This window comes from Streptomyces lucensis JCM 4490, from assembly GCF_014650035.1.
Taxonomy (GTDB): domain Bacteria; phylum Actinomycetota; class Actinomycetes; order Streptomycetales; family Streptomycetaceae; genus Streptomyces; species Streptomyces lucensis.
The window spans coordinates 1-21,050 of sequence record NZ_BMUE01000009.1; the positions used below are offsets into that span (position 1 = coordinate 1).

The following is a 21,050-nucleotide window of genomic DNA, read 5'->3' on the forward strand; positions in this document are numbered from 1 at the left end:
TTTCCAGGTTCCCGCTTTCGCGTTTCCCTTTCCGGCGGTTCCGACTCTATCAGATCCTCTCGGCGTCTGACTCCCAGTCAGGGGGGTTTGTCTTCCCGGCCGCTGGGCCGTTCCGACGAGTGAGACTTTAGCGGATTCCCGGCCCCCGAAGCTAATCGGGGCCCGCGTCCTTTCGAACGTGGATTCCTCATTTCGCAAATGCGCACGCCGAAACAGCCGACACCGGAGCGTCGATCGTTGGTGGGACTTGCGGAATGGCTGTCCGGGGACCGACCGGAGTCGGCGCTCACGTCGGACAACCCGGAGAACACTACGGATCGTCCCGGGGCGTGTCAACTCACGCCCCGAGTGCCCCCCTGAGGGCTACCCTGGAGCACGTGAACACGCGTACGTGCACCCAGCTCTGGTGGGCCGCCTGACGGCGGCCGTACTCACGTATGCACTCAACGGCCGCCGCTTCGGCGGCCGTTCTCGTATCTCCTCCGGACTCCGGGGGCCGGCCGCAGGAGCGGCGGTCCCGATCAGGAGGTGGAGTGGAGATGACACGGGTCTTCAGCGGGATCAAGCCGACCGGGCACGTGACCCTGGGGAACTACCTGGGGGCCATGCGGCGCTGGGCCGATGTGGACCAGTACCGGGCCGACTCGTTGTTCTGCATCGTGGACCTGCACGCGCTGACCGTCGACCACGATCCGGCGCGGGTGCGCAGGCTCAGCCGGCAGGGGGCGACGCTGCTGCTGGCGGCCGGGCTCGACCCGGAGGTGTGCACCGTGTACCTGCAGAGCCACGTCGACGAGCACACGAGGCTGTCGTACCTGCTGGAGTGCGTGGCGACCGACGGTGAGATGCGGCGGATGATCCAGTACAAGGAGAAGTCCGCGCGGGAACGGGAGCGCGGCGGCAGCGTGCGGCTGTCGCTGCTGACGTATCCGGTGCTGATGGCGGCGGACATCCTGGCCTTCGGCACGGACGAGGTGCCGGTCGGGGACGACCAGGTGCAGCACGTGGAACTGGCGCGGGACCTGGCGGTCCGGTTCAACCAGCGGTACGGGCACACGTTCGTGGTGCCGAAGGCGACCGGTCCGGAGGTCGCGGCGCGGGTGATGAACCTGCAGGACCCGACGTCGAAGATGGGGAAGTCCGAGGACTCGGGCCCCGGGATCGTCTATCTGCTCGACGAGCCCGACGTGGTGCGCAAGAAGGTCATGCGGGCGGTGACGGACAGCGGGCGGGAGGTCGTGTACGACCGGGAGACACGGCCGGGCGTGGCGAACCTGCTGGACATCCTCGCGGCGTGCACGGGCGGCGAGCCGGCGGCCCTGGCCGGCGCCTACCAGTCGTACGGCGCCCTGAAGAAGGACACGGCGGAGGCGGTGGTCGAGGTCCTCCGGCCCGTGCAGGAAAGGCACCGTGAGCTGTGCGCGGATCCCTCTCATGTGGACGGGGTGCTGCGGGACGGTGCGGAGAGGGCACGGGCGATGGCCCGGCCGACCGTCGACGCCGCTTACCGGGCGATCGGGCTGCTGCCGCCGGTGTCCGAGGCGGCGCCGGTCGCGGCCGGCCGCTAGAAGGCCCGGTACCGGGGCGGCGTCGGCCGCTCCCGGTGCCGGGACGGGTCCGCGAGGTCCGTGGGCCCGCCTCAGTCCTTCTTGCCGGAGGCCAGTTCGCGGCTGCGGTCGCGGGCGGCTTCGAGGGCGGCGATGAGGGCGGCCCGTACGCCGTGGTTCTCCAGTTCGCGGATGGCGTTGATCGTCGTACCGGCCGGGGAGGTGACGTTCTCCCGGAGCTTGACGGGGTGCTCGCCGCTGTCGCGGAGCATCACGGCGGCGCCGATCGCGGACTGGACGATGAGGTCGTGGGCCTTGTCGCGGGGCAGACCGAGCAGGATGCCGGCGTCGGTCATGGCCTCGACCAGGTAGAAGAAGTACGCCGGGCCGGAGCCGGACAGTGCGGTGCAGGCGTCCTGCTGGCCCTCGGGCACGCGGAGGGTCTTGCCGACGGCGCCGAAGATCTCCTCGGCGTGGGCGAGGTGCCGCTCGGTGGCGTGGCTGCCGGGGGAGATGACCGACATGGCCTCGTCGACGAGGGCGGGGGTGTTGGTCATGACGCGGACGACCGGGGTTCCCGCGGCCAGGCGTTCCTCGAAGAAGGAGGTGGGGATGCCGGCGGCTCCGCTGATGACCAGGCGGTCGGCGGGCACCTGGGGGGCCAGCTCGTCCAGGAGGGCGCCCATGTCCTGCGGCTTGACCGTGAGGATCAGGGTGTCGGCGGTCTTGGCGGCCTCGGTGTTGCCGACCGGGGTCACTCCGTAGCGGGTGCGGAGCTCTTCGGCTCGTTCGGCGCGGCGGGCGGTGACCAGGAGGTCGGCGGGTGCCCAGCCGGCCCGGATCATTCCGCTGAGCAGGGCTTCGCCGATCTTGCCGGTGCCGAGGACTGCGACTTTCTGGCTCATGCGCTCATCCTCGCACCGGCCCCGCGGGGCGGGGGGTCGCTGTCCGGCAGACGGGACACGGCGGCGGCCGGGTGTGGGGGTGCCTATTCGGTGCGGCGCCTGAGGGTCGCCGCGCCGAGCCCCAGGACCAGCAGCGCGCAGCCGGCCACGATCGCGACGTCGCGGACGAAGGTGGCGGTCATGTCGGTGTGGAGGAGCACCTCGTCCATGCCGTCCACGGCGTACGACATGGGCAGGACGTCGGAGACGGCCGTCAGGACGGGGTGCATGTCGGAGCGGGGGGTGAACAGGCCGCAGAGCAGGAGCTGGGGAAAGATCACCGCGGGCATGAACTGGACGGCCTGGAACTCCGACGCGGCGAACGCGGAGACGAACAGGCCGAGGGCCGTGCCGAGCAGGGCGTCGAGCAGGGCGACGAGGAGGAGCAGCCAGGGGGAGCCGGTGACGTCGAGGCCGAGCGGCCACAGTGCGAGGCCGGTGGCGAGGACCGACTGGACGACGGCGAGGGCGCCGAAGGCGAGGGCGTAGCCGGCGATGAGGTCGGCTTTGCCGAGGGGCATGGCGAGGAGGCGTTCCAGGGTGCCGGAGGTGCGTTCGCGCAGGGTGGCGATGGAGGTGACCAGGAACATCGTGATCAGCGGGAAGACGCCGAGCAGGGATGCGCCGATGTTGTCGAAGGTGCGGGGGCTGGCGTCGAAGACGTAGCGCAGCAGGACCAGCATCAGGCACGGGACGAGGAGCATCAGGGCGATGGTGCGCGGGTCGTGGCGGAGCTGGCGCAGGACCCGGGCGGCGGTCGCGGTGGTGCGGGCGGCGCTGAAGGTGCCGGTGGGCGCGGGGCCGGGCGCGGGGGTGGTCGTGCTCATCGGGTGGTCTCCTTGGTGCGGTCCGCCGTGGCGGCCTGGTCCACGAGGTGCAGGAAGGCGGCCTCGACCGTGTCGGTGCCGGTGCGTGCGCGCAGGGCTTCGGGGGTGTCGTCGGCGAGGATCCCGCCCTCGCGCATGAGGAGGAGGCGGTGGCAGCGCTCGGCCTCGTCCATGACGTGGGAGGAGACGAGGAGGGTGGTGCCGCGGGTGGCGGCGAGGTCGTGGAAGAGGTTCCACAGGTCGCGCCGCAGGACGGGGTCGAGGCCGACGGTCGGTTCGTCCAGGACGAGGAGTTCGGGAGCGCCCAGGAGGGCGACGGCCAGGGAGACGCGGCTGCGCTGGCCGCCGGAGAGATTGCCCGCGAGGGCGCCGGCGTGGCTGGTCAGGCCGACGTCGGCGATGGCCTGGGCGACGTGGTCGCTCCGGCGCCGGGCGGCGGCGCGTCCCGGGTCGAGGATCGCGGCGAAGTAGTCGAGGTTCTGGCGGACGGTCAGGTCGTCGTACACGGAGGGTGCCTGGGTGACGTAGCCGACGCGGCTGCGCAGGACCGGGTGGCCGGCCGGGTGACCGAGGACGTTCAGGGTGCCGGTGACCTTGGCCTGGGTGCCGACCACGGAGCGCATGAGCGTCGACTTCCCGCAGCCCGAGGGGCCGAGCAGGCCGGTGATCTGGCCGCGGGGGACGGTGAAGCGGAGGTCGTGCAGGACCGTGCGGGGGCCGCGGACGACGGTGAGGGCCTCGGCGTGGACGGCATGGACGGCATGGACGGCGGGGGCCGCGGGGCCGGGGACCGGTGGGTCGGACTCGGAATTCATCATGTGATGAATAATGTGTCCGGGCATGGGCGACGTCAAGGGGCCGGGCATGCCGAAGCGGCGGCCGGGACGCCGCCCGACCGCCGCTCACCGGCGGGGAGCCGGGGTCAGGGTTTGGTGGCGACGAGCAGGAGCACGTCGTACGTCTCCTCGACGACGCCGTCGGGGAAGACCTTCAGCACGTGGGTGCGCTCCTCCTCCAGGAAGGCGGTCCTGCGTTCCTCGGAGGTGACCAGGAAGGCGGAGTGGCTGCCGATGTTGGCGAGGTGGGTGTCGACCGGGACGCGGCGGCTCCAGCGGACCTGCCGGCGGGTGAAGTCCAGGCGTCCGCTGGGGTCGGCCCGGTCCGTGCGCTCACCGGCCTTGCGCTTCTCGGCGGCGATGTCCACACCGAGGAAGCGGCCGGTGCGGTCGGCGGCCTCGGCGATCCAGTCGACGTCGAGGGCGTCGGTGTTCCACCACAGCGCCAGCGCACCGCCCGGCCGCAGCACCCGCAGCGCCTCCGGCACCGAGCGGGCCGGGTCGGTCCAGTGCCAGGCCTGGGCATAGGTGAGGAAGTCGGCGCGGGCGTCGGCGACCGGGAGCGCGTCGCCGCTGCCCCGGACGAGCGGGATGTGCGGCAGGCGGCGGCGGAACTCGGCCGCCATGCCGTCGCCGGGCTCCACGGCGAGGACATCGGCGCCCCGGGCGTGCAGGAGGGCGGTGGCGATGCCGGTGCCGGCTCCGACGTCCACGACCCGGGCGCCGGACAGCGGACGGCCGGCCGCCTCCTCGACGGCGTCGAAGAGGGCGGGCGGGTAGGCGGGGCGGTTCGCGGCGTACTGGGCCGCGGCGGAGTCGAAGGAGCGGGCGCGCAGGGCGTGCGCGGGCTGCGGGTCAGCGGGCGGCCGGGTGGTGGTCATGCGGCCATGGTGGCCGGGGAACGGTACGCGGCGACAGCGAGTTGTGGCCGGCGGGTGCCGTGTCCGTGGCCGGCGGGTGCCGTGTCCGTGGCCGCCAGGGCCTGCCGGACGGGCCTCGGCCGTGTCCGCAAAGTCGCGCCTGCGCCGCGACGCCCGTCCTGCGGGCGAACGACGCGGCTTCGCGGACACGGCCTACCGGCGCCGCTTCCTCTTCGACGGGTTGCCCGTGCGGCGGGTGGTGCGGCGTTCGTGGTCCTCGCGGGCCTTCCCGTACTCCTCGCGGTGCAGCCTCTCGCCCGGGGCCTCGGTGAGGGAGCGGAAGAAGTAGGCGAGGAGGGAGCCGACGAAGCCGATGGCGAGCAGGCCGCGCAGGGAGGCCTGGCGCTGCGGGTCGTGCCGCTTGCCGAAGCCCTCCCAGGTGTTGCGGAAGGCGAGCGCGCTGCAGATCGCGAACATGGCGATGACCAGCACGGTCACGAAGGAGCCGGTGTCGGCGATCCGGATGCCCTCGTAGGCGAAGCGCAGGACCAGGCAGGAGGCGGCGGCCGCGGCGAGGGAGCCTGCGGCGACGCCGGCGCGGCGGGCCGCGTAGCCGTTGTCGTGGTTCACCCAGGAGGTGCCGAAGAAGCGCAGGGGCTCGGGGCGGGGGCCGCCGCCCGGGGAGCCCGCCGGGGTGTCCGGGGTGCCGGTCTCGTCGCTCACGGGACGATTATGGCTCCGGACGGGCGCGGGCTCCCTGCTGGGGTGGGGCGCGGGCCGGACGTCAGAGGATGCAGCGGGAGGCGACGTAGCCGTCGGCGCCCGTGTGGACGTAGGCGTCGGAGACGTACTCGCCGTTGCTGATGTTGTCCCAGATGTTCGAGGTGCCGTACGGGCCCGTCACCGTGGTGCCCGGCGTCTGGCAGTAGATGTGGACCTTGGCGCCCTCAGCCAGGACACGGACGAGGGCGTACCCCGTGCCGGGGCCGCTGCGGACGTTCAGGCGGACGCCCGGGGCGACCGAGTAGTAGCGCAGGGCCTCCGTGGTGACGGCCGCCGCGGCGGACTCCTGCGTTCCGGTCCCGCCGGCTTCTTCGACGTGCTCGACAGACATGAGTGAGCCTCCCCCGTTGCCCCGTGACCGTCACGGGGCTCCTTCGATCCAGTGGAGACGGGCGGCCAAGAACCGGTGCCCGACTCGCACGCAGACGCTAGCAAGCCGCCTCCGTCTCGTACGAGTCATCGACTAGGCTCCGTGCGTCGCGCGCCGACGATGAGCACGGGGGGCGGTCCATGGCGCCACAGCGCAGCACCGGAACGGATGCGGAAGCGGAACTTCCGGAGTACGCCGGTCACTACCGTCTGGAGTCCCGTCTGGGGTCCGGCGGCATGGGGGTCGTCCACCTGGCCCGCAGCACCTCGGGGCTGAAGCTCGCGGTGAAGGTCGTACACGCGGAGTTCGCCAGGGATCCCGAGTTCCGGGGCCGGTTCCGGCAGGAGGTGGCCGCCGCCCGCAGGGTGAGCGGCGCCTTCACCGCGCCCGTCGTGGACGCCGATCCGGAGGCGGAACGGCCGTGGATGGCCACGCTGTTCATTCCCGGACCGACGCTCTCCGACCAGGTGAAGCGGAACGGTCCCATGGAGCCCGCCCGGTTGCGGCGGCTGATGGCCGGGCTGGCCGAGGCGCTGCGCGACATCCACCGGGTGGGGGTGGTGCACCGGGACCTCAAGCCGAGCAACGTACTGCTCGCCGAGGACGGGCCGAAGGTCATCGACTTCGGCATCTCCCGGCCCAAGGACAGCGAACTGCGCACCGAGACCGGCAAGTTGATCGGCACGCCGCCGTTCATGGCGCCCGAGCAGTTCCGGCGGCCGCGGGAGGTGGGGCCGGCGGCGGACATCTTCGCCCTCGGGTCGGTGCTGGTGCACGCGGCCACGGGGCGGGGGCCGTTCGACTCCGACAGCCCCTATGTCGTCGCGTACCAGGTGGTGCACGACGAGCCGGACCTGACCGGGGTGCCGGAGAGCCTGGCGCCGCTGGTGCTGCGCTGCCTGGCCAAGGAGCCCGAAGAGCGGCCGACGCCCGACGAGTTGATGCGCGAGCTGAGGTCGGTGGCCGCCTCCTACGACACCCAGGCGTTCATACCGGCCCAGCGCACGAGCCAGGAGGAACGGGAGCCGGAGGCCGGTGCCGCACAGCCCGAACGGCGGCCCGTGAAGCGCCGGGGGCGGCGGCTGGCGGCCGTGGGTGCCTCGGTGCTGTGCCTGGCCGTGCTCGGCGCCGTGGCCTCGGTCCAGCTGCTCGGCGGCCGGGACGCGGCGCGGGAGGAGAGTCCGCGGACGGTGCCGGCCGCGTTCGATCCCTGGACGGCGGAACCGGCCGCCAAGGGCGGCGGGGTGCCGCGCTGCTCGTACGGGGCGGAGAAACTGTTCTGTGCCGAGCCGGGCCTGGTGTTCGCCATGTCCCCGACGGACGGCACCGTGCTGTGGCGCCACTCCGTCTCCGCGCCGGCCACGAGCGCGCCGGTCGTGTCGGCCGGTCTCGTCCACCCCGGCACCGGCGGCGGGTCCCGGCTGACGGCTCTCGACCCCGGCTCGGGCCGCGAGGTCTGGAACCGGCGGCTGCCCGCGGGCACGACGGTCCGGTACGCGGGCGGGACGGCCCTGCTCACGGGGGCGGACGGGACGGTCAGCGGGGTGGACGCGGCGACCGGCCGCACCGAGTGGCACCGCTCCTTCCCCGGCCGGGGCGCCCCCGCCTTCCAGTCGTTCCCGGGTGACCGGGCGGCCTACGCCACCTGGACGTCCGGCGACGGGTCGGGCACCCGGGTGGCCGCGGTGGACCCGCGCACCGGGCGGACCCGCTGGGACGTCCGGCTGGGCGGAACGTTGCGCCTGTTCGGCGCCGGGGACGGTGCGCTGTTCTTCCTTTCCGTCGACAGCGTCTACGGGGCCGCCGAAGAGGTCGTCCGCTACGTGCCGGCGACGAAGGAGACCCGCCGGGTGAGGCTCCCGGTGGCGGTCGACGACGCGCAGGCCACGGTGCGCGGGCAGCGCGTCCACCTGCTGGGCGCGGGGGGCTCCCTGGTGGCGGTGGACATGGACGCCGGCAGGCAGGTGTGGCGCCTGGAGACCAGTGTGAGCCGGGGCTCCGCGCCGGTCACCGACGGGACGCGGGTGTACTTCAGCTCGGCCGACGGACGGCTCCTCGCCGCGGACGCGGGCAAGGGGAAGCTGGTCGGGCAGACCCGGGCCCGCCTCGGCGGCCGCCCGGCCGGGGTGGTGGGGGCGCCGCCCGCGCCGGTCATGGCCGGCCGCCGGCTCTACGCCACCGCCCCCGACGGCACCGTGTTCGCCGTGGACGGGCGCGAGCCGTCGCACTGGTGAGACGGCGAAGGGGCCGCCTCCCGGTGGAGGCGGCCCCTTCGCTGCGGCGGATCAGCCGAGCTTGCCGACGTCGCGCACCGCGCCCTTGTCCGCGCTGGTCGCCATCGCCGCGTAGGCGCGCAGGGCGGCGGAGACCTTGCGGTCGCGGTCCTTCGGGGCGTACGCGCCGTCGAGTTCCTGGTCGCGGCGGGCCAGCTCGGCCTCGTCCACCAGCAGCTCGATCGTGCGGTTCGGGATGTCGATGCGGATGCGGTCGCCGTCCCGCACCAGGGCGATGGTGCCGCCGGAGGCCGCCTCCGGGGAGGCGTGGCCGATGGAGAGGCCGGACGTGCCGCCGGAGAAGCGGCCGTCGGTGATCAGGGCGCAGGACTTGCCGAGGCCGCGGCCCTTCAGGTACGAGGTCGGGTACAGCATCTCCTGCATGCCCGGGCCGCCCTTGGGGCCCTCGTAGCGGATGACGACGACGTCGCCCTCCTTGACCTCCTGGGTGAGGATCCGCTGGACGGCCTCCTCCTGGGACTCGCAGACCACGGCCGGGCCCTCGAAGGTCCAGATCGACTCGTCGACGCCGGCGGTCTTCACCACGCAGCCGTCGACCGCCAGGTTGCCCTTGAGGACCGCGAGGCCGCCGTCCTTGGAGTAGGCGTGCTCGGCGGAGCGGATGCAGCCGTTCTCGCCGTCGTCGTCCAGGGCCTCCCAGCGCTCGGACTGGGAGAAGGCCTCCGCGGAGCGCTTGCAGCCGGGGGCCGCGTGCCACAGTTCGACGGCCTCGGGGGACGGGGAGCCGCCGCGCACGTCCCAGGTCTTCAGCCAGTCCGCCAGGGACGGGCTGTGCACCGCGTGCACGTCCTCGTTGAGCAGGCCCGCGCGGTGCAGCTCGCCGAGCAGGGCGGGGATGCCGCCGGCGCGGTGCACGTCCTCCATGTAGTACGTGCGGTCCTTCGCGACGTTGGGCGCGACCTTGGCGAGGCAGGGCACGCGGCGGGAGACGGCGTCGATCTGCTCCAGGCCGAAGGGGACGCCGGCCTCCTGGGCGGCGGCGAGCAGGTGCAGGATCGTGTTGGTGGAGCCGCCCATCGCGATGTCCAGGGCCATGGCGTTCTCGAAGGCCTGGATGGTGGCGATGCCCCGCGGCAGGACCGTGTCGTCGTCCTGCTCGTAGTAGCGGCGGGTGACGTCCATGACCGTGCGGGCCGCGTCGACGTACAGCTGCCTGCGGGCGGTGTGGGTGGCGAGGACCGAGCCGTTGCCGGGGAGGGAGAGGCCGATGGCCTCGGTCAGGCAGTTCATCGAGTTGGCGGTGAACATGCCGGAACAGCTGCCGCAGGTCGGGCAGGCGTTCTCCTCGATGCGGAGGATGTCCTCGTCGGAGATCTTGTCGTTGACGGCGTCGGAGATCGCGTCGACCAGGTCGAGCGTGCGGACCGTGCCGTCGACCAGCGTGGCGCGGCCGGACTCCATCGGACCGCCGGAGACGAAGACGGCCGGGATGTTCAGGCGCAGGGCGGCCATCAGCATGCCCGGGGTGATCTTGTCGCAGTTGGAGATGCACACCAGGGCGTCGGCGCAGTGCGCCTCGACCATGTACTCCACGGAGTCCGCGATCAGCTCGCGGGAGGGCAGCGAGTAGAGCATGCCGCCGTGGCCCATCGCGATGCCGTCGTCCACGGCGATGGTGTTGAACTCGCGCGGGATGCCGCCCGCCTCCGTGATCGCCTCGCTGACGATCCGGCCGACCGGCTGGAGGTGGGTGTGGCCCGGCACGAACTCGGTGAAGGAGTTCGCGACGGCGATGACCGGCTTCCGGCCGATGTCCGCGCCCGGTACACCGGAGGCGCGCATCAGGGCGCGGGCGCCCGCCATGTTGCGGCCGTGGGTGACTGTGCGGGACCTCAGCTCGGGCATCGTCGCTCGCTCCTTCGAAGACCTTCTGCCAGAGAGTTCTGACTCGTTACGAGCGTACGCCGCCGCTCCAAGGACTGGACATGGTTGTCCGGAATGCGGGACGCGTGTTCCACGGACCGTCCCGTTCAGGGGCGCGTCAGATGCCCCTGGACGACCGGCGCGACACGCGCGATGATCAGCTCCAGGTCCACGGACGCCAGGGGCTCCAGCTTGATCACGTAGCGCATCATCGCCGTGCCCACCACCTGGGCGGCCGCCAGCTCGGCGCGCAGTTCCGCGTCCGGAAGGTCCAGCTGGGCGGCGATGCGGCGCAGCAGCTGGGCGGCGACCAGGCGGCGGAAGACCGCCGCGGCGGTCTCGTTGTTCACGGCGGACCGCAGGATCGCCAGGAGGGGCGTACGGGTCGTGGGGTTCTCCCAGACGCCGAAGACGAAGCGGGTCAGCCGCTCCCCCACCCCGTCCAGCGGGCCCTCGGCCAGCGTGTTCGGGGCGTTCAGCGCGGGTGCGAAGGCGACCTCGACAGCCGCCTCGAAGACCTGCTCCTTGGTGCCGAAGTAGTGGTGGACGAGCGCGGAGTCCACGCCGGCGGCCTTGGCGATCCCGCGTACGGACGTCTTCTCGTACCCGCGCTCGGAGAACTCCTCGCGGGCCGCGGCGAGGATGCGGTCGCGGGTGCCGGCGGACTCGGTGCGCGGGGGGCGGCCCCGCCGCCGCGCCGTGGGCTCGCTCATCGTCCCCGTACCCGTGCGGCCGAGGCCAGGTGCTTGCGGGTGAACTCCAGGGCCTCGGCGAGATCCGCCTCGCGCTCGGCGCTGGACATCGCCCGCCGGGTGTTGACCTCGATCACGACGTGGCCGTCGAAGCCGGTGAGCGCGAGGCGCTCCAGCACCTCGGCGCAGGGCTGGGTGCCGCGGCCGGGCACGAGGTGCTCGTCCTTGGCGGAGCCCCGGCCGTCGGCGAGGTGGACGTGGCCGAGGCGGTCGCCCATGCGGTCGATCATGTCCAGGGCGTCGGTGCGGGCCGTCGCCGTGTGGCTGAGGTCGATCGTGAAGTGCCGGTAGTCGTGCTGGGTGACGTCCCAGTCGGGGGCGTAGGCGAGCATCTCGCGGTCGCGGTAGCGCCACGGGTACATGTTCTCGACGGCGAACCGCACGTCCGTCTCGTTCGCCATCCGCCAGATGCCGTCGACGAAGTCCCGGCCGTACTGCCGCTGCCAGCGGAACGGCGGGTGGACGACGACGGTCGAGGCGCCCAGCCGTTCGGCGGCCGCCTGGGCCCGCTGGAGCTTGACCCACGGGTCGGTGGACCAGACGCGCTGGGTGATCAGCAGGCAGGGGGCGTGGACGGCCAGGATCGGGACGCCGTGGTAGTCCGACAGGCGGCGCAGCGCGTCGACGTCCTGGCTCACCGGGTCGGTCCACACCATCAGCTCGACGCCGTCGTAGCCGAGGCGCGCGGCGATCTCGAAGGCCGTCGCCGTCGACTCCGGATACACGGAGGCGGTCGACAGCGCCACGCGCACGTCCCTTGGTTCAGCCACTCCGTCACCTTACGGGGTGGGGTGGCCCGGGCGACGGGTGTCCGTTGGCCGTTGTGACCTTCGCCATGGGCGGCCGGGGCGGGTACCGGGCACGGGCGCGGGGGTGCGTCGTGCGCGGTTCGGGTGCGGTGCGGCAGGTGCCGGGGCCGCCGGCCGGGTGCCCGGGCACCGCGCGTCTCACGGCGGGCGCGAGACACCCTCTGGGGCCTAGTCGGAGTCCATGTGGTCGAGGTGGCGCAGGATCACGCCCTCGCGCAGTGCCCAGGGGCATATCTCCAGGCTCTCCACGCCGAACAGGTCCATCGCCCCCTCGGCCACCAGGGCGCCGGCCAGCAGCTGGCCGGCCCGGCCGTCGGACACCCCGGAGAGCTCGGCGCGCTGCTCCGTGGTCATGCCGGCCAGGCGCGGGACCCAGGCCTCCAGGGACTCGCGCTTGAGCTCGCGCTGGACGTACAGGCCCTCGGCGCTGCGGGCGGCGCCGGCGATGCGGGCGAGCTGCTTGAAGGTCTTGGAGGTGGCGACCACGTGGTCGGGGGTGCCGAAGCGGCTGAACTCGCCGACCGTGCGGGCGATCTCCGCACGGGCGTGGCGGCGCAGTGCCCGGACGTCCTCCGGGTCCGGCGGGTCCCCGGGCAGCCAGGCGGCGGTGAGGCGGCCCGCGCCGAGCGGGAGGGAGACGGCGGCGTCCGGCTCCTCGTCCATGCCGAAGGCGATCTCCAGGGATCCGCCGCCGATGTCCAGAACCAGCAGCTTCCCGGCGGACCAGCCGAACCACCGGCGGACCGCGAGGAAGGTGAGCCGGGCCTCCTCCTCGCCGGTGACCACCTGGAGCCGTACGCCGGTCTCGGCCTCCACGCGCGCGAGGACGTCGTCGGCGTTGACGGCGTCCCGCACCGCCGAGGTCGCGAACGGCAGCAGGTCCTCCACGCCCTTGTCCTCGGCCGCCTGGAGCGCGTCCCGCACGACGGCGATCAGCTTCTCGATGCCGTCGTCGCCGATGGCGCCGCTGTCGTCGAGCAGTTGGGCGAGCCGGAGTTCGACCTTGTGCGAATGCGCGGGCAGCGGGCACGCACCGGGATGCGCGTCCACCACCAGCAGATGCACCGTGTTCGATCCCACGTCCAGGACACCGAGTCTCATGTACGGAACGCTACTGCCAGAACGTCCCTTCCCGGTCCCCGGATCGGGCTCCGGCCACTTACCCTGGATGGGTGCCAAAGACGAAGCAGGCGAACTCCGGGAAAACCGAAAAGGCGGACAAGGTTCGCAAGAGCGCCAAATCCCCCAAGCGGTCGAAGGTGAGCGACGAGAAGGGGCTCGACTTCGCCCGCGCCTGGGTGGAGTTCCCTGATCCCGCGGACGAGGAGCAGGTCTTCCGCTGTGATCTGACATGGCTGACCTCTCGCTGGAACTGCATCTTCGGCAGCGGCTGCCAGGGCATCCAGGCGGGCCGCGCGGACGACGGGTGCTGCTCGCTGGGCGCCCACTTCTCCGACGAGGACGACGAGAAGCGGGTCGCCGGGCACGTGGCACGGCTCACCCCGGAGATCTGGCAGCACCACGCCGAGGGCACGCGCGACGGCTGGGTCTCCGAGGACGAGGAGGGGTCCCGGCAGACGCGGCCCTTCCAGGGGTCCTGCATCTTCCAGAACCGGCCCGGGTTCGCGGGCGGCGCGGGCTGCTCGCTGCACATCCTCGCGCTGCGGGAGGGCCGGGAGCCGCTGGAGACCAAGCCCGACGTGTGCTGGCAGCTGCCGATCCGGCGGACGTACGACTGGATCGACCGGCCCGACGACACGCGCGTGCTGCAGGTGTCCATCGGTGAGTACGACCGGCGGGGCTGGGGTCCGGGCGGCCACGACCTGCACTGGTGGTGCACGTCGGCGACCTCTGCGCACGGGGCGGGGGAGCCGGTGTACGTCTCCTACCGGGCCGAGCTGACCGAGCTGATGGGCAAGGCCGGCTACGACCGTCTGGTCGAGCTGTGCGAGCAGCGACTGGCGTCGCGGCTGCCGCTGGTCGCTCCGCATCCGGCGGACCCCGCGGATCCGCCGCCGGCGCCGTAGGGCCGGCGGGGCGTTCGACCTGGCCGGTCCGGCGCCGTGGGTCCAGCGGGCCCGTTCTCTTCCCACCCGCCCACCCGTCTCGGTCGGCTGAGAGGCCACCCCGCGGGTTCGCCCCCGCGGCCCCGGCCGCACGGCCTGGCGGACTCACCCCGCCCACGCGCTCCCACGTTTCCCACGGGCCCGACGGAGCTGCGGTGATCCCCCGCCCAACGCGCTCCCACGTTTCCCCCCAACCCGACGGGGGTGCGGTGATCCCCCGCCCGGCAGCCGCCTCCGCTACCCATGAGCCCCGCCGGAACCACGGCCAACCACCGCCCGGCAGCCGCCTCCGCCTCCCATGAGCCCCGCCGGAGCCGCTGCGGGCCAGTGTCCGGTGGCGGCTCTCGCTCCGCTCCCGCCGAAGCTCCGGTACCCCATCCGGCAGCCCGGTCCGTCCTCGCCTGTCTTTCCGTCCCCCTTCCGGAACGGTCACCGCTGGGAAGTGGACGGGTCCGGTGTGGGGTCGTCCGGTGTGGACGGGGACGGTGGCGTGGAGTCGGTCGGGGTCGGGTCGGGGGAGGGGGAGGAGGGGTCCGGTGCGGGGGGTGACTGGCTGGCGGGCGGGGTGGTGGGGGGCGTGCCGGACGGGGTCGGGTCGGGGGCGGGGGCCGACGGGCGGGGTGTGGGGCGGCTCGGTGCGGTGCCGTAGCCGTCGATGGTGACCACCGAGCCGGCCGGGGAGAGCGCCACCTGTGCGCGCCAGTGACCGGAGGGCTCGCGCAGATGGTCGACGTACACCTTGATCGTCGCCGTTTCGCCGGGGCGGAGGGTTCCGGCGGACCGGCTGAGGTAGAGCCAGCCCGCCGAGGTGGACGCGGACCAGCGGACCGGGGAGTCACCGGAGGCGGTGAGGGTGATCGAAGTGGTGTCGCCGTCGCCGGACGCGCTGACCGCGAGCTGTGCGGCGCCCTTCTCACCGGTGCCGTTGACGCTCACGACCTCGACCGAGACGTCCGGCCTGCCGTTCTTGCCGGGGCGGATGCCGGGTTTCAGGCGGGCGTTGCCCGCGTTCTCGTAGCCGCCCGCCGTGTCGCCGCCGAGGGCGTCGGGGCCCTGTGCCTCGCGCGCGGTGGCCGAGCGGCCGTCGTCCTCCCCCGTCGAAGCGCCCCGGTAGGCGGCCCACAGGGCGAGCACGGGCGCCGCGACGACCGTGGCGACGACGGTCGTGGTGACGGCACGCGCGCGCAGCCGGTCCCGGCGGGCGGCGCGGTCCTTGGGGTCCATCGGGAAGCCGCGCCGGTCGAAGCGGGGCACGGCCGCGCCCCGCGCGCGTGGATGGTGCGCGAGCGCCGCGTGGAGGACCGTCCGGGGGGCCTCCAGGACGGGCAGCTCGGCCGGGGTGACCGTGGCACCGGGCCAGCGGCCGGGGGCGGCGCGCTCGGCGGTGCGGCGGCAGCGCGGGCAGTCGTCGACGTGCCGGACCAGCTCGCGGCGCAGCGTGGTGCTCAGGACCAGCCGGCTGTCCCCGGTGAGGTGGGCGACGCTCGGGCAGCCCCCGGTCTCCACGACGGCGAGGGCGGCGCGGGTGCGCTCGACCTCGCAGGCGGCCGTGGCGAGCAGCTCGCGCGCGGTGGCGGGCTCCATGCCGAGGACGGCGGCGACCTCGTGCGGGGCGAGGCGGTGGCGGACGGCGAGTTCGAGGGCCTCGCGCTGCTCGGGGCTGGTGCCGGCCGCCTCCGGCCAGGCCAGCAGCGCGAGTTCGCGGCGCCGCTGTTCCTGGACCTCCGGGGCGACGGAGGTGTCGGGGGTCGCCGTCCCGGCCGCCGTACGGCCCGCCGCGTGGGTGGCCTGACGTTTCTGCTTGGCCTCGGCGAGCTTGCGCAGGCACGCCCAGCGGGTCAGCGCGTACAGCCAGGCCCTGCGGTCGCCGGTCTCCGGAACGCGGTGCCCGCGCCGCTCCGCCAGGGCGAGGACGTCGCCGAGGGCGGCGGTGGCCGCGTCGTGGTCGCACAGCACCGACAGGCAGTAGGTGAACAGACCGTCCACGTAGGGCTCGTAGCTCGCCGGCGGCCGCCGGGCGACGGCGCGCGCGGCGGCACGGTCCCGCGCCTCGCGGTGCGCCCGGTGGGCGCCGGTGGTGCGGGTCGTCGTCTCCGGACTGCTGCTCATCACCCGTGCGACCGTAGGCGGCGGCGGAGTGCCCGTTCCGGAACCTTGAGCACATTTAATCCGTATGGGTGAAACGATCCGTCATAACGGGTGAAACGATCCCTCGTACGGGCCAGGAACGCTTCGTTCCGAAGCGTGACCGGTGGGGGCGGTGGCCGGTTCCGGGCCGGCCGCGCACGGCCCCCGGCCCCGTTGTCAGTGCGCCCGGCTACGGTTTCCGTATGGCTGCCCGTACCAAGACCACCAAGGACCGCCCGTCCTACCGCTGCACCGAGTGCGGCTGGCAGACGGCCAAGTGGCTCGGCCGCTGTCCCGAGTGCCAGGCCTGGGGCACGGTCGAGGAGTACGGCGCGCCCGCCGTGCGTACGACGGCGCCGGGCCGCGTGACCAGCTCCGCGCTGCCCATCGGCCAGGTCGACGGGCGGCAGGCCACCGCCCGCTCGAGCGGTGTGCCGGAGCTGGACCGGGTGCTCGGCGGCGGCCTCGTGCCGGGCGCCGTGGTGCTGCTCGCCGGCGAGCCCGGCGTCGGCAAGTCCACCCTCCTGCTGGACGTGGCCGCCAAGTCGGCGAGCTCCGAGCACCGCACCCTCTACGTCACCGGTGAGGAGTCGGCGAGCCAGGTGCGGCTGCGCGCCGACCGCATCGGCGCCCTCGACGATCACCTCTACCTGGCCGCCGAGACCGACCTGTCCGCGGTGCTCGGTCACTTGGACGAGGTCAAGCCGTCCCTGCTGATCCTCGACTCGGTGCAGACGGTGGCGTCCCCCGAGATCGAGGGGGCGCCCGGCGGAATGGCCCAGGTCCGGGAGGTCGCGGGCGCCCTCATCCGCGCCTCCAAGGAGCGCGGCATGTCCACACTGCTGGTGGGCCACGTCACGAAGGACGGCGCCATCGCCGGGCCGCGCCTCCTCGAGCACCTGGTGGACGTGGTCCTGCACTTCGAGGGCGACCGGCACGCCCGCCTGCGCCTGGTGCGTGGCGTGAAGAACCGCTACGGCGCCACGGACGAGGTCGGCTGCTTCGAGCTGCACGACGAGGGCATCACGGGCCTCGCCGACCCCAGCGGCCTCTTCCTCACCCGGCGTGCCGAGCCGGTCCCGGGCACCTGCCTGACCGTCACCCTGGAGGGCCGCCGCCCGCTGGTGGCCGAGGTGCAGGCGCTGACCGTCGACTCGCAGATCCCCTCCCCGCGCCGGACCACCTCGGGCCTGGAGACCTCCCGGGTGTCGATGATGCTGGCGGTGCTGGAGCAGCGCGGCCGGATCAGCGCGCTCGGCAAGCGGGACATCTACTCCGCGACGGTCGGCGGGGTGAAGCTGTCGGAGCCGGCCGCCGACCTCGCCGTCGCCCTCGCGCTCGCCTCCGCCGCCAGTGACACCCCGCTGCCGAAGAACCTGGTGGCCATCGGCGAGGTGGGTCTGGCGGGCGAGGTGAGACGGGTCACGGGCGTGCAGCGCAGGCTCGCCGAGGCGCACCGGCTGGGCTTCACGCACGCGCTGGTGCCGACCGACCCCGGCAAGGTGCCGGCCGGCATGAAGGTCCTGGAAGTCGCCGACATGGGGGACGCGCTGCGGGTGCTGCCGCGCTCCCGTCGCCGAGAGGCCCCACGGGAGGCCGAGGACCGCCGGTAGACTTTGCCCTGGTCTCGCCCGTCCGTGCGAACAGAGCACGGACGCGGGAGCGCCACAGAACCTGCGACCGGAGGAGTGCAGTGGCAGCCAACGACCGGGCAGCAGCTCCCGGAAAGTCCGGTGGGAGCGCCGGCTCCGATCGCCTGATGCGCGCCTCGCTGAGCGCCGTGGCTCCCGGCACGCCCCTGCGTGACGGCCTGGAGCGGGTCCTGCGCGGCAACACCGGCGGGCTCATCGTCCTCGGCTCGGACAAGACGGTCGAGGCGATGTGCACGGGCGGCTTCGTCCTGGACGTCGAGTTCGCCGCGACGCGGCTGCGGGAGCTGTGCAAGCTGGACGGCGGCATCGTGCTGTCCTCGGACCTGTCGAAGATCCTGCGCGCGGGCGTCCAGCTGGTCCCGGACCCGACCATCCCCACCGAGGAGACCGGTACCCGGCACCGGACCGCCGACCGGGTCTCCAAGCAGGTCGGCTTCCCGGTGGTCTCGGTCTCCCAGTCGATGCGCCTGATCGCCCTGTACGTGGACGGCCAGCGCCGCGTCCTGGAGGACTCGGCGGCGATCCTCTCCCGTGCGAACCAGGCGCTGGCCACCCTGGAGCGGTACAAGCTCCGCCTCGACGAGGTCGCGGGCACGCTGTCGGCGCTGGAGATCGAGGACCTGGTCACGGTCCGGGACGTGTCGGCGGTCGCCCAGCGACTGGAGATGGTCCGGCGCATCGCCACCGAGATCGCCGAGTACGTGGTCGAACTGGGCACGGACGGCCGGCTGCTCGCCCTCCAGCTGGAGGAGCTGATCGCCGGTGTCGAGCCCGACCGCGAGCTGGTCGTCCGGGACTACGTCCCCGAGCCGACGGCCAAGCGCTCGCGCACGGTCGACGAGGCGCTGTCCGAGCTGGACGCCCTGAGCCACGCGGAGCTGCTGGAACTGGGCACGGTGGCGCGTGCGCTGGGCTACACCGGTTCCCCCGAGACCCTGGACTCGGCGGTGTCCCCGCGGGGCTTCCGGCTGCTGGCGAAGGTGCCGCGGCTGCCGGGCGCGATCATCGACCGCCTGGTGGAGCACTTCGGCGGCCTGCAGAAGCTGCTAGCCGCGAGCGTGGACGACCTGCAGACGGTGGACGGGGTCGGCGAGGCCCGGGCGAGGAGCGTGCGCGAGGGCCTGTCGCGGCTGGCGGAGTCCTCGATCCTCGAGCGGTACGTCTGACACCGCGCCGGCCGCGGGCCGTCCGGCCCGGATGACCGTGGGACGGCCGCGGGTCCGTCATGGCCCGTCGCGCGGCGCACCGCGCCCCGTGGGAGGGCGGAACTCAGTCCGCCGCCAGCACGAACGACGCGCGGAGCTTGCCGAAGCCGGGGGCCTTCGCCTCCAGCAGGTACGTGCCCGTCTTCGCCGCCCCCTTGGAGGGCGTGGCGCACTGGGCGGCACTCGGCTTGCGGTCCCACGTCACCGTGTACGTGATGCTCTTGCCCGCGCCCACCCCGAACACCAGGCTGCCCGCCCCCTTGGGGCAGTCGGACGACGACCAGTACGCGTCGTCGCCGTCCGCCGGGGTGACCGTCAACACCGCGTTCTTGGGCCCCAGATCGACCTTGCAGGCAGTGGACGACGTGTTCTTCGCGGTGAGTTCGAACGTCGGCGTCTGGTCCGGCGAGTAGGAGTTGTGCCTGCTGCGCAGGCTCAGCGTCACCGCGCCCGGCGTGCACTCGGGCAGGCCGGAGGACGCGGGGACCGTGTCGCCGATGCCGACGTCGCCGCTGCCGACGACGCCGCCACCACCGGAGTCCGGACCGGAGCCGTCGCCCGAACCACCGGACCCGGTGGAGCCGCCGTCCGAGCCCTTGCCGTCGCCGCCGGCCGCGGAACCGCTTCCGCCGGTGTCCTGGCCGCCCGACTCGTCGCGCCCGCCGGGGTGCTGGCTGATCGCCGACCCGGACGGGGTCGGCCCCGGCGTGATGGTGTGCGTGGGGTTCTTGCCGTTGGACCCGTCGGCGTTCTGTCTGCCGCCCCCGCCGCCGGCGGTGACGATCCACGTGACCACCAGCGCCAACAGGGCGAGCACGGACAGCAGTACGGCCCTCCGACGCCAGTAGATGGAGGAGGGAAGCGGCCCGACCGGATTGCGCAGAGATCCCACGGCGCAAACTGTACGAGAGATCGTGACGCTTGCTCGCGTCACCCGCCGCGCGAACGACAACTTTTCCGGATCATCATTCCGGTAACTGCCGTGAGCGGCACGCCTCTTCGCCGGTCGCCACGCTAGGTGACCTCGCCGTCACGCACGAGGCCCCCCGACCCGTGGCAGGATCGGAACGCCATGACTGAGAAGCTCCACGCCCCCGTGATCGCCTGGTTCGACGCCCACGCCCGCGACCTCCCCTGGCGCCGCCCGGAGGCGGGCCCGTGGGGTGTGATGGTCAGCGAGTTCATGCTCCAGCAGACCCCGGTCAGCCGGGTGCTGCCCGTCTACGAGCAGTGGCTCGCCCGCTGGCCGCGCCCCGCCGACCTCGCGAAGGAGGCTCCGGGCGAGGCGGTGCGCGCCTGGGGCCGGCTCGGCTACCCGCGCCGGGCCCTGCGGCTGCACGGCGCCGCGGCCGCCATAACGGAACGGCACGGCGGGGACGTGCCGACGGACCACGCCCAGCTCCTCGCGCTGCCCGGGATCGGCGAGTACACGGCCGCCGCCGTGGCCTCGTTCGCGTACGGGCAGCGGCACCCGGTGCTGGACACCAATGTGCGCCGGGTCCTCGCCCGGGCGGTGACCGGGGTGCAGTACCCGCCGAACGCGACCACGGCCGCCGAGCGGCGCCTGGCCCGCGAGCTGCTGCCGGAGGAGGAGCGCACCGCCGCCCGCTGGGCCGCCGCCTCCATGGAGCTGGGCGCGCTGGTGTGCACGGCGAAGAACGAGGACTGCGCGCGGTGCCCGATCGCCGCGCAGTGCGCCTGGCGGCTCGCGGGCAAGCCGGAGCACGCGGGTCCGCCGCGCCGCGGGCAGACGTACGCCGGGACCGACCGGCAGGTGCGCGGCAAGCTGCTCGCCGTGCTGCGGGAGGCGCACGCGCCGGTCCCGCAGACGGTGCTGGACCGGGTGTGGCACGAGCCGGTGCAGCGCGCCCGCGCGCTCGACGGGCTCGTCACCGACGGCCTGGTGGAGCCGCTGGCGGGCGGTCTGTACCGGCTGCCGCTGGGCTGACGTACAGCCAAGTCACAGTCACCGGAGGTCCGTTGCAGGCCCTACGGCTCGGCAATCCGCCACGAAAAGGGACATAGAGGCAAGTCCCTTTACCCCGTTCCTACTTCCGTTACACAACCGACGGACAGCCGATTGATGGCCGCAGGCTGGTCCGCACAGCCCCGTGA

18 protein-coding genes are annotated in these 21,050 nt (G+C 73.4%); 6 read left to right on the top strand and 12 right to left on the bottom strand.

Annotation, left to right across the window (positions count from 1 at the left end; translation table 11 throughout):
• The first annotated feature begins 539 nt into the window (after window positions 1-539).
• Entirely contained in the window at window positions 540-1,568 is a 1,029-nt protein-coding gene (gene trpS, locus IE177_RS20855; protein WP_190017110.1) for a tryptophan--tRNA ligase, read from the top strand.
• Window positions 1,569-1,639: 71 nt separating this feature from the next.
• On the opposite strand, the gene proC is transcribed toward trpS, so the two are convergent.
• The 6 genes from proC to IE177_RS20885 form a co-directional block, all read right to left on the bottom strand.
• On the bottom strand, window positions 1,640-2,452 hold the full coding sequence (gene proC / locus IE177_RS20860) for a pyrroline-5-carboxylate reductase (protein ID WP_190016884.1): 813 nt from the start codon (window positions 2,450-2,452) through the stop codon (window positions 1,640-1,642).
• A gap of 83 nt (window positions 2,453-2,535) precedes the next feature.
• Complete coding sequence (locus tag IE177_RS20865; RefSeq protein ID WP_190016885.1) at window positions 2,536-3,318, bottom strand: ABC transporter permease; 783 nt, start codon at window positions 3,316-3,318, stop codon at window positions 2,536-2,538.
• Window positions 3,315-4,136: an ABC transporter ATP-binding protein gene (locus IE177_RS20870; protein ID WP_190016886.1), complete on the bottom strand. Its 822-nt coding sequence runs from the start codon at window positions 4,134-4,136 to the stop codon at window positions 3,315-3,317. Before IE177_RS20870 ends, IE177_RS20865 begins: the two co-directional genes overlap by 4 nt.
• Before the next feature lie 104 nt (window positions 4,137-4,240).
• A complete protein-coding gene (locus IE177_RS20875; RefSeq protein WP_190016887.1) occupies window positions 4,241-5,035 on the bottom strand; it encodes a class I SAM-dependent methyltransferase in 795 nt (264 codons plus the stop codon).
• Window positions 5,036-5,227: 192 nt separating this feature from the next.
• A complete protein-coding gene (locus IE177_RS20880; RefSeq protein WP_190016888.1) occupies window positions 5,228-5,737 on the bottom strand; it encodes an EamA/RhaT family transporter in 510 nt (169 codons plus the stop codon).
• Window positions 5,738-5,798: 61 nt separating this feature from the next.
• The gene (locus tag IE177_RS20885) at window positions 5,799-6,128 is read right to left on the bottom strand and encodes an SH3 domain-containing protein (protein ID WP_190016889.1); all 330 of its coding nucleotides are present in this window, start codon (window positions 6,126-6,128) and stop codon (window positions 5,799-5,801) included.
• A 179-nt stretch (window positions 6,129-6,307) separates the two neighbouring features.
• Here IE177_RS20885 and IE177_RS20890 point away from each other — a divergent pair, with 179 nt between their 5' ends.
• A complete protein-coding gene (locus IE177_RS20890) occupies window positions 6,308-8,401 on the top strand; it encodes a serine/threonine-protein kinase (protein ID WP_190016890.1) in 2,094 nt (697 codons plus the stop codon).
• A gap of 51 nt (window positions 8,402-8,452) precedes the next feature.
• Here the strand turns inward: IE177_RS20890 and ilvD are convergent, their stop codons facing one another.
• From ilvD to IE177_RS20910, 4 genes are all read right to left on the bottom strand, one after another.
• Window positions 8,453-10,306 carry a dihydroxy-acid dehydratase gene (ilvD, locus tag IE177_RS20895; protein ID WP_190016891.1) on the bottom strand — a complete coding sequence of 618 codons (1,854 nt, stop codon included), beginning with the start codon at window positions 10,304-10,306 and terminating at the stop codon, window positions 8,453-8,455.
• A 125-nt stretch (window positions 10,307-10,431) separates the two neighbouring features.
• Window positions 10,432-11,037, bottom strand: coding sequence for a TetR/AcrR family transcriptional regulator (locus IE177_RS20900; protein WP_190016892.1), 606 nt, complete (start codon window positions 11,035-11,037; stop codon window positions 10,432-10,434).
• Window positions 11,034-11,846 carry a sugar phosphate isomerase/epimerase family protein gene (locus tag IE177_RS20905; protein ID WP_229816189.1) on the bottom strand — a complete coding sequence of 271 codons (813 nt, stop codon included), beginning with the start codon at window positions 11,844-11,846 and terminating at the stop codon, window positions 11,034-11,036. Before IE177_RS20905 ends, IE177_RS20900 begins: the two co-directional genes overlap by 4 nt.
• A gap of 207 nt (window positions 11,847-12,053) precedes the next feature.
• A complete protein-coding gene (locus tag IE177_RS20910) occupies window positions 12,054-12,986 on the bottom strand; it encodes a Ppx/GppA family phosphatase (protein ID WP_190016893.1) in 933 nt (310 codons plus the stop codon).
• A gap of 71 nt (window positions 12,987-13,057) precedes the next feature.
• Between IE177_RS20910 and IE177_RS20915 the strand changes: the two genes are divergently transcribed.
• Complete coding sequence (locus IE177_RS20915) at window positions 13,058-13,912, top strand: DUF3109 family protein (protein ID WP_190016894.1); 855 nt, start codon at window positions 13,058-13,060, stop codon at window positions 13,910-13,912.
• Between the two features lie 468 nt (window positions 13,913-14,380).
• Here IE177_RS20915 and IE177_RS20920 read toward each other — a convergent pair whose 3' ends face one another.
• Window positions 14,381-16,060: a BACON domain-containing protein gene (locus IE177_RS20920; protein WP_373305134.1), complete on the bottom strand. Its 1,680-nt coding sequence runs from the start codon at window positions 16,058-16,060 to the stop codon at window positions 14,381-14,383.
• Between the two features lie 221 nt (window positions 16,061-16,281).
• On the opposite strand from IE177_RS20920, the gene radA reads away from it, so the two are divergent.
• Both radA and disA read left to right on the top strand, forming a co-directional pair.
• Window positions 16,282-17,691, top strand: coding sequence for a DNA repair protein RadA (gene radA / locus IE177_RS20925; protein ID WP_190016896.1), 1,410 nt, complete (start codon window positions 16,282-16,284; stop codon window positions 17,689-17,691).
• 80 nt (window positions 17,692-17,771) lie between these two features.
• A complete protein-coding gene (gene disA, locus IE177_RS20930; protein WP_190016897.1) occupies window positions 17,772-18,896 on the top strand; it encodes a DNA integrity scanning diadenylate cyclase DisA in 1,125 nt (374 codons plus the stop codon).
• Window positions 18,897-18,999: 103 nt separating this feature from the next.
• On the opposite strand, the gene IE177_RS20935 is transcribed toward disA, so the two are convergent.
• Window positions 19,000-19,827, bottom strand: a complete 828-nt coding sequence (locus tag IE177_RS20935) for a hypothetical protein (RefSeq protein ID WP_190016898.1) — start codon at window positions 19,825-19,827, stop codon at window positions 19,000-19,002.
• A 180-nt stretch (window positions 19,828-20,007) separates the two neighbouring features.
• Between IE177_RS20935 and IE177_RS20940 the strand changes: the two genes are divergently transcribed.
• On the top strand, window positions 20,008-20,883 hold the full coding sequence (locus IE177_RS20940) for an HhH-GPD family protein (protein WP_190016899.1): 876 nt from the start codon (window positions 20,008-20,010) through the stop codon (window positions 20,881-20,883).
• Window positions 20,884-21,050: the final 167 nt, after the last annotated feature.